We start from the raw sequence: 16,375 nt of genomic DNA on the forward strand, positions 1-16,375 counted from the left end.
TTAGAATAGTTGGCTATAAATTAAAAAAGTATCCTTATATGTTGGACACTTTTCTTACTGCACATCAAAATAATGTAAGTACGGACTACCTTCCTCTAAAAATTGCTTCCACTTTCTTTTTGGTTCTATTATATGTTGATAGGCAATTTGAGAAGCATATTCCATGTCTTGATTTTCAATTAGTTGGATAATGTCTTGATGTTGTTTAATCGCCTCTTCAAAGCTATTGTTCATTTCAGAAAGTAACCTTATACGATTATAATGTGTACTTAGACGCATAATCCCCTCCCAAATGTGCTCTTTCTTATTCTCTCTAAAAATTAAAGCGTGAAATTGTTTATCCAATTGATGAAACTTCTGTACATATTCTTTTTCACAAATAAGTTCTTCTTGTTGAGCTACGATTCGTTTCAACTCTTTTAAACTCTTCTTTGAAAATTTCCGACAAGATAATTTCAAAATTTCCTTTTCTAATGTAAAGCGCATGAACGCTGCTTCCTCAATTAACTGATAATTAATCTTGGATACATATGTACCTATTTGTGGTAAAACATCTACTAGGTGCTCCTCCTTCAATTTTGCCATTACTTCTCGGATCGGTGTTCTCGAAATATGCAAAGATGCAGCTAAATCTGCTTCTTTAATGGATTGGCCAGGTTGCAGTTGCAATGACATAATAGCGTTCTTAACCAGGCGATATGAATACTCTTTCGTATTTTCTCCAATTGCTCTCGGTGTCACAACTAACATGATTGGACCCTCCTTAACTATCAGCGCTTAACAAGCTTATTATCAATTTATATACAAAGAAGATAACTAATGAATCATCAGCTATCTTCTTTTAATGACTACTATTTATCTATAGAGATTATTGATTTCTTCTAGCATTCAATTCAATAACCATATCATCTGTACGTTTCTTATTTAGCGGGTATAAAAATACTAAGATAAGGAAGATTAACCCGAAGACAATGGCTGGCACTAAAGTAGCTAACATGTGGATACCATCAAGAGCGCCTTGAGTTTGTACACTATTGGCAGCATTGTATCCAACAAGACCTATGGCAAAACCACCGATTCCACCGGCAATTGCTTGACCAACTTTACGCGCGAATGAATAGATAGAGTAAACGGTTCCATCTTCACGTAAGCCAGTCAATAATTCATGGTAATCGATAACATCTGTTACGAATGCCCAAACGACAACATTAAAGAAAGCTAATCCAATCATACCAAGTGTAGCAATACCAATGAACTGTATAGCACTTAAATCTTTCATAAAGAATAAAACCAAGTAAACTACTGTTGCCATTAACATCCCTACAGATGATAATTCCTTCTTACCGAACTTTGCAACTAGTGGTTTCACAAATGGCATTACTACAAATGTACCGGCTGTCTGAACAACTCCCATAAGGCTTAATGCAGCTGCATTTGTGAAATAGTCTTTGAACAAATAAACGTTAACTGCCCCCATAAGCATTGTATTCATCATAAGTAATAATGAAGCTGTCAAAATCCAAAGTAATGGTTTGTTTTTAACTAATCCTTTAACCGTAGCTTTCATATTACCTGTTTCTTTTGTTCCCTCTGGTGCTGTAATACGTTCAGTTGATAGTTTATAGCAAGTCATATAGCAACAGATTGAAAGAACACCGAAAATACATGCCGCCATAAACATACGGTTCGCATCGATTTGGTTATCTACGAACACGATTAATGGAGCAACTGCGTTAATAATCAAACTAGCTGACATTGCACCAGCTGTTCTCCAAGTGGATAAAGTTGTACGTTCATCTGGGTTATCTGTAATAACAGATGCCATTGATCCATACGGAATATTTACTGTACTGTATAATGTTCCCCAAACAATGTATGTAACAAAAGCCCAAGCCATATAAAAGCCATCGCTCATTCCTGGAATGGTTACAAACATCAAGACTCCTGAAAAAACAAGTGGGAAAGACATTCTCAAAATCCATGGTTTAAATTTTCCGTTTTTAGTTGCTGGTCTTGTGTCAATAAAACGCCCCCACGTTACATCAGCAACGGCATCCCACAGACGTGCCACCATGAACAGTACCCCTACAGTAGCTGCACTGATATGGAATATATCTGTGTAGAAAACCATTAAATAAGCACTTACTAATAGAAAGAAGAAATCGTTTCCAAAATCGCCCATCAAATAACCAATTTTGTCCCTCATACCAAAAGGACGATGTGTTACAGTTGATTCTTGTAGATCAGAAATCGTTTTTACTTGTGGTTCACCCATTTCACTTCTCCTCCAGCACTCTAATAATAGTTTTAAATGTAATGGATCTAGATTTATCCACTTGGACACTAATTTGCAAACGGTTTCAAATTTGATCTAAAATCAGTTGAGCTTAATTTATGTTTTCAAATAAGTATTTCTAGCTCTTCTATAAGTTCTAATTACACGCAAACCAATATTACATATTAATAATGCACAATACTTCACATAAACTTGCTCAACATTTCACAAATTAATCGCCAATAAAATAAACTCTATTATCATCCATACTAGTATGCTAGCATGTTTTAAATTGCATGCCAACCCCTTTTTTAAACTTTTTACACATTTCAAATCTTTTTGTTAAATTTAAGAATATATACACTTCGTAAAATGAACTTAATCATACAAAAATTACTATAGGACTTAACCTTTTAACTATTGATTTCTATCATTCCCCTTTAAACAATCAATTTATATAATCTACAACTCATTTGCTTTTAATTTTTGAAGCTAGTAGTTTATATTCACATAAAAAATCCCTTAAACTCATCGTTTAAGGGAGCGAATAAATATAAACTAACTTTCCTTCAAATCATCGGGATAATTTAATAGATTCCCACCGCATCAAAACCAGATTGTACGGCTGCCTCTTCCTCGCTGCCTTCACCATACAAATCAATAGCAGACTGCACAATTGCGTTCCGCGCATCGCTAAAATCTGAATTAGAGGTTAAATAAACCGTTAAAGCTCGATAGTAGATTTCCCCCAATTTCTCTCTTCCAAGTTCTTGACCAATCAGGTATGCGGCATGGTTTGTAATAGAGGAATTAACATGAACACCACCGCCATCTACGGAAGTCGGCATATGGTAGAACTCATCCATATGGTCTGGATAGACACCTCCATTTGTGCTATATTCTCTTCTTTGCTCGTTGCTGACAATTACACTGTTAGGATTACTTAAACTGCGCAATACCGTCACCCCTTCAGCTTTAGCAGCTGGTGCCATAATATCCTCTCCCATTTCCCAGTCACCATCATCAACTAGTACACCAAATACGTCAGCAAAAGACTCGTTTAGTGCACCTGATTGATTCCGGTAAACCAGATTAGCTGAGTGAGAAATTACACCATGGGTCATTTCATGAGCAGCTACATCAAGTCCTGCTGCCAGAGAAATCATAAACTCTCCATCTCCATCACCGTAGGTCATCCAACGTCCGTTCCAGGAAGCATTATTATAATTGGTGCCATAGTGGACTTTAGATATAATCGCCATTCCCTCTCCATCTAGAGAATTACGGCCATGCTCGTTTAGAAAATACTCGTATACTTTTTCGGAATTATAGTGCGCATCGACAGCTGCACGATCGTAGTCTTTGATAAATGAAGCTGAATTCCCTACATATAGCGTATCATTACTGGAAGTGTTATCGTTTTTGGCATCGTATGTTTCAATTCCTTCTAAATTGGAATGAGCGTAATCTGCTAACGAAAACTTAGTACCAGAATTCTTTTCTTTAACTCGGGTAATATGTAGTTCTCTGCGTTCTCCATGTACACCGATTCCTGTACCCTTTTGCGTTTTTCTTTCAGCGGCATGCATGAGAGCGTTATACTGATCAATTATCTCACCTGTTTGTGCATCTACAAAGACAAACCAGTTTCCAGGTTCCATACCCATAAAGTTAACATTTACTTTATAGGCTGTATGGTTTTCTTCTTTAAAAGGATAGACGACCAATTCAGCAGTAGGTTCATATGTCAGCTCTTCAGGGGCTTTAACAGAGGATAAGGCTGCTTTTACTGCGCTATCAACACTTAAGGAGACGGCTGTATTCACTTTTGATTCACTAAGTGTCTGATTCATTCTTCCATTAACAGATTCAACTTCATCATCCTTATTAAAGTGAACAATAATGTCTGACCCTTCAACCTTTACTCCATTTACCGTTTGATTAAAGCGGATATGTGTCATACCCAGTTGATCTTTTTGTACATCTTTTACCTTCAAATTTTTCTCTGGATTACTGATTCCAGTCTTCCCTTGCCTATTCTTCAAATAATCCAAAGCATTGGAAGGAGTACTAGAAGAATATTTTTCAGCAAACCGCTCCTTCACGAATAAAGGAACGCTAGCCCTCTCATTCCACTCCTTACTAACTGCTTTCGAATTAACTGGCTGCGCAAATACACCCCCAGCCGGAATCGATCCTACTAATATAGCGGATGTTAGAAGTACTGGTACTATCAATTTTTTCTTCAATATATTCCCTCCACTAAACTCTATTTTATTCATTATAAAGCGGAGGAAGAATAATATCATGAATAATTTGAATTATTAAAATATTTAAATCGATAGATAGTTAATCCTACAATACTAGAAACAGCAATCAATTATTTTAAAGGAAAAAACCCTTAGACATGCGGAAATCACGCAGTTCCAAGGGTTATTTTAAGATTAGGATTACTTCATAACATACCATACAGATATGAAATCCGTTCTACTATAGAGAAGTAGCAACAATTTTCTCATTCGAATGCTTCTTACTTTTCGTCCATCCCATTAAGCTCTTCAAATTTATCGATCAATGCACGCGCTTCATCTGAGGACTTCGTATTCATCAATTCATTTCTTAATTCACCAGCCCCATGGAATCCACGGACATAGATCTTAAAGAAACGATGAAGATGTGTATACTTACGAGCTACTACGTCTAAATATTTATCATGGAGATCTAAATGGAGCCTCAAGAGATCCAGCAATTCCTTACTGCTATGTTCTTTTGGCTCATGCTCAAAGGCAAATGGATTTTTAAAAATACCACGCCCAATCATAATTCCATCTACACCGTATTGTTCAGCCAGTTTCAATCCCATTTCACGGTCAAGGATATCCCCATTGATTGTTAAAAGTGTATCAGGCGCTACCTGATCGCGAAGTTTCTTAATCTCTGGAATGAGCTCCCAGTGAGCATCTACTTTACTCATTTCATCTCGTGTACGCAGATGAATAGAAAGATTAGCAATGTCTTGCTTCAATATATGTTTCAGCCAATCACGCCATTCGTCTATATCAGAGAAACCAAGCCGTGTTTTCACACTTACCGGCAATCCCCCTGCTTTTGCTGCTTGTATTAAATCGGCTGCAACTTCGGGACGGCAGATCAGGCCACTTCCCTTCCCGTTGTCAGCTACATTGGGTACGGGACATCCCATATTGATATCTATGCCTTTAAACCCTAACTCCGCCATACCAATACTCATTTTTTGGAAGTTTTCAGGCCTGTCCCCCCATATATGGGCTACCAACGGTTGTTCATCCTCTGTATAGGCCAAACGTCCACGTACACTCTCTTTTCCCTGAGGGTGACAATAGCTTTCAGAATTTGTAAACTCTGTAAAAAACACATCAGGTCTCCCAGCTTCACTCACGACATGGCGAAAAACAACATCCGTCACATCTTCCATGGGTGCCAGTACAAAAAAAGGTCGTGGTAAATCACGCCAAAAATTTTCTTTCATATTCGAATTCCAATCCTCTCATTAAAATGGGATATCATATTAAAATCTATCCCAAAACTAAACAGAAATAATCTTCTTTTACACTTATAGCATGCTTAGGCACTTTTTATCAAACTATAGAAATTTTGAACATATTATTCCTTATTATGAACAAAAAGTACAAAGAAAACCAGGAAAATTAGGCCCAGTCTTGGTCACTGCCAAAGTACATTATCCTTGTTCATACCCATTACTGCATATTCCCAAAGAATTTTACTAAGATATTAAATTGCTGATCTGAATAATTTCTATTAAGCGAACCAAGATATTATTGGAATAGAACAGAAGAAATCAAATAGACGACATTTCACCTGATTGTATTCCTCATCAGTCTCAGCTTATAGATGTTATAATTATTTTTATATAATATATCATGAACTATATAGAGGAAAAGAAGGAGGGAACTCAATGACGGAAAAGAGGATAGATTCATCTAAGCTTAAAAAGATACCTGATGTCGAAAAGGCAAATGAAGAGTGTGCACTATATACGTCAAATAAATGGGTAGGAAATGCTATCCTGCATCGAGCAATTCTCTTCGCAACAAAGGCACATCAGGGACAGACTCGTAAAGGAACGGATATTCCGTATATTTCTCATCCATTCGAGGTTGCCCAGATTTTAACCTCTGCCGGTTGTAATACTGCGTTGATTATCGCCGGCCTGCTTCATGACGTTCTGGAAGATACAGACGAGACTTCCGAAGCAATTGAAAGTGAATTTGGTCCTCTGGTTTTGTCCCTTATTCAGTCAAACAGCGAGGACAAATCACGCAGCTGGGAAGAGCGAAAGCAGCATACCATCGACTACATGACAGAGTCAGCTAGCTTTGAAGAGCTCTTACTTGCCTGCGCGGACAAACTATCCAATCTGCGCAGTATTAAAGCAGACTATATTGAATGCGGAGACGAACTCTGGACCAGGTTCAACCGTGGAAAAGAGCAGCAGAGCTGGTATTACAGTAAGCTAATTGATGCATTTGCGCCCCTGCATGAATATGATATGTATTGGGAGATTTCCAATCTGTATACGGATATTTTCGTAACCTATTATCGTGACTTTAACGAAGGTGCAGAGATTATTTATCAGACCAATGGTCAGGAGACTTATTTCTATCATGAGGACAATTGCCAATGGATACCCATTATGCTCGATGAATGGGAAAAAATTCAGCCGGCACTGACTGCCATTTCGAAAAGGGAAGCTCTTGAGATGGAAAATAGACTCCGTGAAGACTATCCGTCTCCTATGTGCATGTTACGCCATCAACGCGACCCGAATATGATCGTCTTATACGCTAAAAAGCTATTGCGTGAAGGTCATAGTCCGAGACTATTCGCTGATCTGTGGAACAATATGGGCGGCGGAATTCCAGCCCATACTTTGCGCGCGATAGAATGTGCATTTCTGGCTCTCTACGAGCTAAAAGATCAATAAAGATATGTGATCACATACAGCTGTGTTTGCCAATAAAAGTGAACAGCCCCCAATACCAACATAGTGTGCGGTATTGGGGGCTGCCCCTATCATAAAGTTTTATTTTAAATTCTTAATCCCAGTTTCTAATATTTCCATTTGCAGCAGTGTCTGTTCATCTGTAATAGTTTTATCTTTACCATTCACAATGGCTTCATATAAATCATCATACACTAACCCATAATCACCATTTATCGATTTCACTTTTTCTTCATGGATGGTGCCTTCTTCATCAACATACGTCAGTACACCATAATGTTCTAGCGTATCTACTCCAAAATCCTTGTTATCCGGCATGTAAAATAATTTTAGGTGTTCTTCCTGGCGATCCTTCGTAGCTTTCACAAAGCATCCCTTTTTGCCATAAACTACGAAGCTAGGTCTTTCTTTAATTCTAAAATAACTGGATTTTACAGTAACCTTTAATTCACCATAATATAGATCCAAATCAAAATAATCATTCATTCTGCCTTGCCCCAATAATTGCCTAACATCATAGTGGATGTGATCTGGCTTGCCGAAATAGCTGATAACCTGATCCAGTGTATGACAAGCATGCCCGTATAAAAATGACATAGCAGGATCGAAGGTAGTTGTGGATTCTGGTACTTCGGGGCGGAAATAGTCAAAATGCATTTCCACTTCCAGTAGGTCTCCTAGCTTCCCTTCTTCGATAACCTTTTGAACAGTTAAAAAGTCACTATCAAAGCGTCTGTTTTGGTACGCTTGAACAATTAGTCCCTTCTCACGGGCAATTGCAAATATCTCTTTTGCCTGCTCGGATGTTTCCATAAAAGGCTTTTCAACCAAACAGTGTTTATTATGTTCTAATACCAATTTGGCGTATTCATAATGACTATCATGTTTTGTACAAACTACAATAAGTTGTATGTCTTTATCATTTAATAGTTGATCTAAGTCAGATATATAATTGACCCCTGGAATCCGATCCCAGCTTTCATGTTTAGGATTCCTTTGATAAATTGTCTTTACCTTTATATTCTTTCTTTGCAGGACGAACGGTAAATGGTATCTGTTCGTGCTTTTCCCATTTCCAATATAGCCAATTGTAAGCATGGCAGCCTCCTAAAATATAAATTTATACTTAATATCTTCTATTAAGCAATAGTTTAATTCAAAATGGTTTCCATTGATATGTATATAGTAGTAATGATCAAGTTTCTGGCGGTATATAAAGAGCACCCCCTGAAAATGATTCGCTCAATTTCAGGAGGTGCTTCCCTATTTGTTTAACAGTCTTATAATCTATCTTTGTATAAGTCTGAACAAGCTTTATAAATTTATTTTTACATGATGCCTAATACATGGAAGACAACACCAACGACGAACAATCCAAGGATCATTACGATTGGTGATACTTTCTTCCTAAGCAGCCACATACAAAGAAGTGTTAATAGCAATCCAGATAAGCCTGGGATTAAACTATCTAAATTTTGTTGTAGAGTTGTTACTTTAACATCACTTAATGAGAGACCAGCAGCTTGTTGTTCCAACGCTGTTTTAATTCCCTCTGCTCCTGCAGGTAACTTATCCCAATCAATATAAGCACCTTCATCAAGCTGAACGGAAGATACAGTTGGCGTAAACTTAACTGATACCCAACGGTTTACTAATGCACCGAGGATAAACATCCCGAGTATCGAGGCACCTTTAGTAATGTCTCGAAGCAATCCGCCAGATAAGTCGTCTGTAATTTTAGATCCTGCTTTGTAACCAAATTCCTGTGTATACCAAGTGAATCCCATACGAATAAGATTCCATAAAACGAAGTAAAGAATTGGACCAAGTATATTACCAGTCATAGCAAGAGAAGCTGCTAACGCACCAAGGATAGGCTTAACCGTGAACCAGAAAACTGGATCCCCGATACCTGCTAAAGGTCCCATCATACCGACTTTAACACCTTGAATAGCTACATCGTCAACCGGTGCACCATTTGCACGTTCTTCTTCAAGCGCTAAAGTTACCCCGAGTATAGGTGAAGCTACATATGGATGAGTATTAAAGAACTCTAAGTGACGTTTTAGTGCAGCAGAGCGGTCTTCTTTTGTTTTATATAATCTTTTAATAGCTGGGATCATTGCATACGCCCAACCACCGTTTTGCATTCGTTCATAGTTCCAGGAACCTTGAATGAAGGTTGAACGCCACCAAACAGAAATACGATCTTTTTTCGATAATTTCAATTCTTTTTCCACTTTCTGTCCTCCTCCTTCTTAGTAATTATCAATAATAGCGCCTATTGGGTCACCTGTATTACCATTTCCGCCATTACCACCTGAACCACCTTGTTTAGAAAGAGCTAAATAGATGAGTGCCAGAGCCACACCGATAGCTCCTAAACCAATAAGTGTGATTTCTGTAACAGTTGCTAATACGAATCCAATTGCAAAGAATGGCCATACTTCTTTTGTAGCCATCATATTAATAACCATTGCATAACCGACAGCAACGACCATTCCACCACCGATAGCTAAACCATTTGTCAACCACATTGGCATAGATTCAAGCAAGTTACGAACCGGACCTGCACCAATGGCTAAAATTAATCCAGCTGGGATTGCAATACGTAAACCTTGCATACAAATTGCAGCGATGTGCCAAAATTCTACTACTCTGATATTTCCTTCTGCAGCTGCAGCATCCATAAAGTGAACAAATGCAGTCGCAATCGTACGACAGATAATTGTTAATAAAAGGCCAGCAACTGCAAGCGGAACTGCAATCGCGATTGCAGAAGATACTCCATCTTGACCTTGTCCACTTAAAACTAAAATAATAGCAGATGCAACTGATGCTAACGCAGCATCCGGTGCTACGGCTGCTCCAATATTTGCCCATCCTAAAGCAATCATTTGAAGCGTACCGCCTAAGATAAGACAAGGTACAAGTTCTCCTGTAACTAAGCCGATTAACGTACATGCAATAATTGGCTGATGGAAATGGAATTCATCCAAAATTCCTTCTACACCGGCTAAGAATGCTACGAAAAGGACTAATATTATTTGAATAATAGTCAAATCCATAATGATTTATCCTCCCTTTTTTTCGTGATAATCATGATTATTTTTGTTTGTTTAACTCTTCTTGAGCCTTCTTGATAATCTCGTCCATGTTGCCTTTTGAATCGTTCGGAACTTTACGTACATCAAATTTCAAACCACGCTCTTTTAAACTAGCAAAAGCCTCAATATCCTCTTGATTGAATGCCAATACCTTATTCGGTTGAACTTTACCAGGTGAGTGTGCCATAGAACCAACATTGATTGTCTCTAATGGAACCCCACCTTCAACCGCCCTAAGTGCATCCTGCGGGTTTTCGAAAAGAAGTAATGCGCGCTGACCGCCAAAGTGTTGATCATCTTTTGCAAGTTCAATCATTTTATGTACAGGAACAACATGTGCCCTTACACCTGGTGGAGCAGCTTGTTGGATTAATTTCTTACGAAGATCATCCTTAGCTACGGTATCAGATACAACGATGATACGAGTAGGATTTGTTGCTTTAGTCCAACCAGTAGCTACTTGTCCGTGAAGCAAACGAGAGTCGATACGAGCTAACACGTACTCAAATTTACCAGGTGCACCAGCTGTTGAAGGTTTATCAGTAGGTTTAACCTCTGCAACAGGTTCTAAATCTTCAGGTTTTACTTTAACCCCTTCTTTAGCAGTGCCCAAAATATGAGCGGCAATTTCATGAGCTTTTTCCATTGAGAAACGAGATGCAAAAGCTTCAATCAACATTGGTAAGTTCATACCCGCAACGATTGCCCATTTGTCTTGATGTTCTTCAAGCAAGCTGTTGGCTTGGTTGAAAGGAGTACCACCCCAAAGATCGACTAAGAATAAGACTTCATCTTGGTTATCGAAAGAGGCAATTGCATCTTTCATTTTTGCCTTTACATCATCAGGTCCTTCGCTCGGCATCAATGTAACAGCTTTTACATTTTCTTGTACTCCGAAGATCATTTCTCCAGATTGCAAGAGACCATTCGCAAATTCACCATGACTAGCAATGATAATCCCTACCATCTTCTAACCTCCTATTATTATTGTTACAAGCAACTAATACAGTAAAACACGTCTATTTCTATATTTATAGATTTCTATAGATGTGTTTTCCAACCATCTAAAACGACTATATTCGACAAAAAAAGACATAAAAAAAAGTGATTAAATGAAGTTTCAGGTAAAAAGACCCCTTTTTTCTCTTCATCAATCAATACTTTTTACTTACATCTGATCGAAGTAGAATCGCGTAAAAAATAAAGGAGATGGTTATTTAGACTAGCTTTTCGAAAATTTCAATAAACTTTCTTAGTGATTATAGCATGCCGAATAATTCGCTTTCAAGCAGGATTAAATTTTTCTATGTCCAAAGTCTCTTTATCAGGGAATTTTTTTTCGACAAAAAAAGATAAGTTCTTCCAACTCATCTTTTTTGTGAACTATTACTTTTTAAATATACTACTCACACTGCGTTTGATTACATCAAAGAAACTTAATGATTGAACCATACGAGTAGGATCAACATGTTCACGAATGGCTCGTAAAACTTTTTTTGAATCCTTTGAGGAAAATGTAAATGTCCCATTTCGTTTAGTTTGAATAGCATAACGCGGAATCCATTTCCCTTTAAACATGATAGAAGCAATCACATAATCAACTTCCTCCCAAGGAATTTGAATAAATTTACGAGCATCACGTTCATTAAAGAATTCAAATCCTTTGTCACCAATCATAATTTTTCCATATTCAGGAAGCCCGTTATGTGAGGTCGCATCAATAACTAACTCATCTTTTGTATTGATTGATTGAACCATTTGATATACTACTCCATTTCTCTCTTTTAATATTCATTATTATACGCATTTTCTCACTTTAAGTGAATAGAGTTAATAATCATAGAAAAACCATCTTCATAGATAGAACTAAACAGTAGATGATTGATAGAGGATATTCTTCTGATGATACTAACTGAGCTTATATTGAAATAATAAAAGAAACTAATCACTAATTGAAGAATCTTTAGACAGTAACACCTCAACTCCTTCACCATTTGCCAAGAGAATGCTTGCACAGCTCTAGAAGCATAGCCGAAGTCCATACATATCGATAAATCCAAACTGGAAACAGTAAAAGGCAGCGCCCTATTCGGTGAGGACAGACTGCCTTTAAACATAAATATGTTACGAGAAACATGAAACATTACGCTCGTGAATTTAGTGAACCTAATTCTGATAGTTGATATCCTGGTTTGTGAGGTATTTAAAGATTTTAAGATTTGTCCCCTCTAGTTGTTCCTTATGCATATCGATTGCATTGATACGATTATTTTCATACGTTCTATAGTAATAAACACCTTTTTCTTGATCCATACAAGAGGAATAGGTTGTACCATCCTCTAATCCTTCATCTGTAAGGACCCCACCTTTAACCATTTTTACATAATCCAGCATATGAAAAAATTGAGTAATAGAGTGAATATCTCCTTCAATTTTAGGCATATGTGTACGAATATAAGCAATCCTTACAAATCTGGAAACAGAAGCAAAGTCACCGGGTATCCCTAATGTTCCAGCTCCAATGCCTAATGCTTTTAATGTTTGCTTACCCCATTTTGTTTCTTTTGGTGAAATCGGTGTCAGATGTAAATACTCATTCAAGTTAGTTAAATGCCAATCAAAGGTAGGATTGTTGGTCAAAACTCCTATCAGATTGTCATGTACAGTCAAGCGGTCTTTTGTCTTTTCTACCACAATAGCCTTTCCTGTCTTATCTGCAATCATCCAATGAAGCATTGAAACCGGTGTATTTTCATTGATTGGGCAATCCACAAGTTCTAGATGCTCAATCCCACGTTTAACTTCTTCTACTGTTTCGTGATTTGATAAAACCCATTGTATAAAGTCGTAGGGTGCAATATTATTTTTCCCTTCAATCGGTTCTTTCTCAAAGTACGCGTACCCTTCAAAATTTAATCCTGCGCAGGCTAGGCCAACTTCGTTCATAGCATCCGCCAGAAGAGGATGGTTATCAATTACCGTCCCCATTCCAATGATAGCGCGTTTATTGGTTACCATATTACCTGAGACTCTATCTTGATATTGATAATTTCTTGGGATAATCATAACTGCTTGATTGAAGTAATAGGCTAAGTCCATATTCCTTCCAAAAAACCACTTACCCTCTTGAGATTGAATACTTAATCCTGTACAAATATCGGTCACCTCATTTTTATCTTACAAAAGATCAGATATGCAAAAATAACCATCTATCATCCACTATATTTTTCTGCATTTTTTAATTTTTATACAAGCTATGTTCACATCGTAATCATTATTGAATCAGTTTTGTTTAAAGACTCTAGATTAGGCTCTCATTAGTATCAGTCAACAATAGACCAATTTCTTCTTCTGATGGTTCTTATAGCATATCTTTTATTTATCTATTAGACGTTTTAATAATACGTTAACATTTCGTAAACAATCACATGCTATAATGTCAAAAATACAACGAGGAGAATACATATGTTTCAAATATTAGTAGTAGAAGATAATGAAAATTTAAATCAGACAGTCTGTACTTATTTGAACCTAAACGGCTATCAAGCTAAAGGTGTTCAAAATGTCAATGATGCCTATGATGCGATGACTGACCATATATTTGATTTAATTATTTCTGACATAATGATGCCGGGGATTGATGGATTTGAATTTGCTAAGTCTGTTAGGGAATTGAACAATGATATCCCTATGTTATTTATGACAGCAAAGGAAGATCTCGAATCAAAAAGAAAAGGATTCCATGCCGGTGTGGATGATTACATGGTTAAACCTGTCGATTTGGATGAATTACTCCTTCGACTAGAAGCATTGCTCCGCAGGGCAAAAATTGCATCCAATAAAAAAATCGAGATTGGCCAGCTAAGGCTTGATATTGAAGAGCACTCAGCTTATTTAAACGAGGAAGAAATCAATCTGACAGTAAGAGAATTCAAATTATTGTATAAGCTGTTGTCATACCCGAAGAAAACATTTACAAGAACTCAGTTGATGGATGAATTCTGGGGTGCCGAATCTCAGTCAGGACCACGTGTAGTGGATGTTTATATTACAAAATTGAGAGATAAGTTTTCTGCGTGCAATGATTTTGAAATAGTTACCGTACATGGATTAGGATATAAGACGGTGCTCAAATGAGAATTACAACTGATGAACGAAATAGGAAAAAGTTTTTATTTAATTTTGGGAGATTCCTAATATTTTTTATACTGATGGCATTTGTAGTTACTTGCAATCTGGTTCTGTTTTTACATTGGGTTGATTTGACGACGGAAGAAATGAAAGCAGCTGTTCCCATTACCTTCTTAAACGTTATCATTCTCACATTTATTTTCAGTATGATTGATGAAATTCGCCGGACCTTGATGGTAAGAAAACCAATAGCACGGATTCAGGCAGGTCTGGATGAAATAATGTCCGGCAATTTCAACACACAGATTCCCTATATTAGAAATGAAAACAGCAGCAATGAATTCGATGCAATTATCAAAGGGATTAATGAACTGGCTATAGAGTTGTCTGGAGTAGAAACTCTCCGAACAGATTTTATTTCAAATGTCTCTCATGAAATTAAGACCCCCCTTGCGGCTATCCAAAATTATGGAACGCTGCTTCAGGGACATTCCCTTTCTGAAAAACAGAAGGTAGAATATGCAAAGGCCATTACCGAGCAGACAAGAAGATTATCTGGTCTGATTACAAATATATTGAAATTAAATCGCCTGGAAAATCAACAAATCTTTCCGGAGAGAAAACATTATAATTTAACAGAACAGATTTGCGAATGTTTACTTTTGTTTGAACAATCATGGGGAAGTAAGAACATTAATATTGAAACCGATTTAGAGGAAGATATTTTCATACACGAAGATGCCGAACTGTTAAGTCTAGTATGGAACAATCTGTTTTCAAATGCGATAAAGTTTACGGATCATGGCGGAACTGTTGGTATTAAGGTAAAAAAAGAAGGACTTACTGCATTTGTAGAAGTCAGCGACAGCGGTTGTGGCATTAGCCCTGAAACAGGAAAGCATATTTTCGAAAAATTTTATCAGGGGGATACTTCCCATGCTACGCAAGGAAACGGTTTGGGACTAGCATTGGTAAAGAAAGTGATTGATATAGTTGGTGGAGATATTCATGTACAAAGTACAACGGGAGAAGGAAGCACGTTTACTGTCTACTTAAAGGAGAACGTAATCGAATAAAATGATAGAAATATTATCTTATGCGTAAATATAAATCAGGAATGGATGACAATGATGGAAAATAGTAAATTTGAGTATACATATTCTGCAAAAAGGCAGTCAGAAATAGAAGCTATTAAAAAGAAATATATGAAAAAGGAAGATGATCCATTCGAACAGTTACGAAATTTGGATAAAAGTGCAGAAAGACCAGGAACAATCTTGGCCATTATGTCAGGCCTTATAGGAACATTATTATTTGGAATAGGTATGAGCTGCTGTCTAGTATGGGATGAACAGCTTTTCATACCAGGAATAATTGTAGGTTTTTTAGGAATTGTGCTAATAAGCGTTGCCTATCCCATATATGTGAAAATAACAAAAAGAAAACGAGAAAAACTAGCACCACAGATACTATCTTTGAGCGAGGATTTATTAAAATAGCCATAATGGAAGTATAACATCCTATAAACGGTAATCGTTTATAGGATTCTTTTATATATGGATAATATTTTTTTCATTTTAACATTTAATAAACATTTCTTTTGCAATTTGCAAACATCAAATAGGTAAAATACAACTATCAAATGAAGTATACAAAGGAGATATTACAAGATGGAAAACAAAAGGACTTTTATTACATTATTGATGGGTGCAGCAGCAGGATATGTACTTACACTAGGTTTGTGGAATCAACCTTATATAGTTATCCAATAATTACTGCATTCTCTAATATAAAAAGGCAGCTCCCTTATTACGGAGGGCTACTGCCTCATTTCTAAGCTTAGCGACACTTTTTCACTGA

General features: G+C 36.9%; 14 protein-coding genes. 4 read left to right on the plus strand and 10 right to left on the minus strand.

From position 1 onward, the window contains the following. Window positions 1-54: 54 nt before the first annotated feature. From AC4D4A_RS17635 to AC4D4A_RS17650, 4 genes are all read right to left on the minus strand, one after another. Complete coding sequence (locus tag AC4D4A_RS17635) at window positions 55-750, minus strand: GntR family transcriptional regulator (RefSeq protein ID WP_490997059.1); 696 nt, start codon at window positions 748-750, stop codon at window positions 55-57. Window positions 751-868: 118 nt separating this feature from the next. Continuing rightward, a complete protein-coding gene (locus tag AC4D4A_RS17640) occupies window positions 869-2,275 on the minus strand; it encodes an MFS transporter (RefSeq protein ID WP_490997060.1) in 1,407 nt (468 codons plus the stop codon). 587 nt (window positions 2,276-2,862) lie between these two features. Next, entirely contained in the window at window positions 2,863-4,524 is a 1,662-nt protein-coding gene (locus AC4D4A_RS17645; RefSeq protein ID WP_490997061.1) for a M4 family metallopeptidase, read from the minus strand. Between the two features lie 281 nt (window positions 4,525-4,805). Further along, the gene (locus AC4D4A_RS17650) at window positions 4,806-5,783 is read right to left on the minus strand and encodes a tRNA dihydrouridine synthase (protein WP_490997062.1); all 978 of its coding nucleotides are present in this window, start codon (window positions 5,781-5,783) and stop codon (window positions 4,806-4,808) included. 447 nt (window positions 5,784-6,230) lie between these two features. On the opposite strand from AC4D4A_RS17650, the gene AC4D4A_RS17655 reads away from it, so the two are divergent. After that, a complete protein-coding gene (locus tag AC4D4A_RS17655; RefSeq protein ID WP_490997063.1) occupies window positions 6,231-7,259 on the plus strand; it encodes an HD domain-containing protein in 1,029 nt (342 codons plus the stop codon). A 99-nt stretch (window positions 7,260-7,358) separates the two neighbouring features. Here AC4D4A_RS17655 and AC4D4A_RS17660 read toward each other — a convergent pair whose 3' ends face one another. From AC4D4A_RS17660 to bsh, 6 genes are all read right to left on the minus strand, one after another. Further along, on the minus strand, window positions 7,359-8,375 hold the full coding sequence (locus tag AC4D4A_RS17660) for an oxidoreductase (RefSeq protein ID WP_490997064.1): 1,017 nt from the start codon (window positions 8,373-8,375) through the stop codon (window positions 7,359-7,361). A 230-nt stretch (window positions 8,376-8,605) separates the two neighbouring features. Beyond that, the gene (locus tag AC4D4A_RS17665; protein WP_490997065.1) at window positions 8,606-9,517 is read right to left on the minus strand and encodes a PTS system mannose/fructose/sorbose family transporter subunit IID; all 912 of its coding nucleotides are present in this window, start codon (window positions 9,515-9,517) and stop codon (window positions 8,606-8,608) included. An 18-nt stretch (window positions 9,518-9,535) separates the two neighbouring features. Continuing rightward, a complete protein-coding gene (locus AC4D4A_RS17670) occupies window positions 9,536-10,339 on the minus strand; it encodes a PTS mannose/fructose/sorbose transporter subunit IIC (RefSeq protein ID WP_490997093.1) in 804 nt (267 codons plus the stop codon). A gap of 43 nt (window positions 10,340-10,382) precedes the next feature. Next, a complete protein-coding gene (locus AC4D4A_RS17675; protein WP_490997066.1) occupies window positions 10,383-11,351 on the minus strand; it encodes a mannose/fructose/sorbose PTS transporter subunit IIA in 969 nt (322 codons plus the stop codon). 419 nt (window positions 11,352-11,770) lie between these two features. Further along, complete coding sequence (locus AC4D4A_RS17680; RefSeq protein WP_490997067.1) at window positions 11,771-12,142, minus strand: DUF956 family protein; 372 nt, start codon at window positions 12,140-12,142, stop codon at window positions 11,771-11,773. A gap of 408 nt (window positions 12,143-12,550) precedes the next feature. Next, window positions 12,551-13,549, minus strand: coding sequence for a choloylglycine hydrolase (bsh, locus tag AC4D4A_RS17685; RefSeq protein ID WP_490997068.1), 999 nt, complete (start codon window positions 13,547-13,549; stop codon window positions 12,551-12,553). 300 nt (window positions 13,550-13,849) lie between these two features. On the opposite strand from bsh, the gene AC4D4A_RS17690 reads away from it, so the two are divergent. The 3 genes from AC4D4A_RS17690 to AC4D4A_RS17700 are packed head-to-tail and all read left to right on the plus strand — an operon-like array spanning window position 13,850 to window position 16,014. Continuing rightward, complete coding sequence (locus AC4D4A_RS17690; RefSeq protein ID WP_490997069.1) at window positions 13,850-14,521, plus strand: response regulator transcription factor; 672 nt, start codon at window positions 13,850-13,852, stop codon at window positions 14,519-14,521. Continuing rightward, the gene (locus AC4D4A_RS17695) at window positions 14,518-15,591 is read left to right on the plus strand and encodes a HAMP domain-containing sensor histidine kinase (protein WP_490997070.1); all 1,074 of its coding nucleotides are present in this window, start codon (window positions 14,518-14,520) and stop codon (window positions 15,589-15,591) included. The genes AC4D4A_RS17690 and AC4D4A_RS17695 overlap by 4 nt, the downstream gene beginning before the upstream one ends. 54 nt (window positions 15,592-15,645) lie before the next feature. After that, window positions 15,646-16,014 (plus strand): hypothetical protein, encoded by a 369-nt coding sequence (locus AC4D4A_RS17700; protein WP_490997071.1) that lies wholly within the window; start codon window positions 15,646-15,648, stop codon window positions 16,012-16,014. Window positions 16,015-16,375 lie beyond the last annotated feature (361 nt).

The organism is Pradoshia sp. Z5_111 (genome assembly GCF_058267535.1).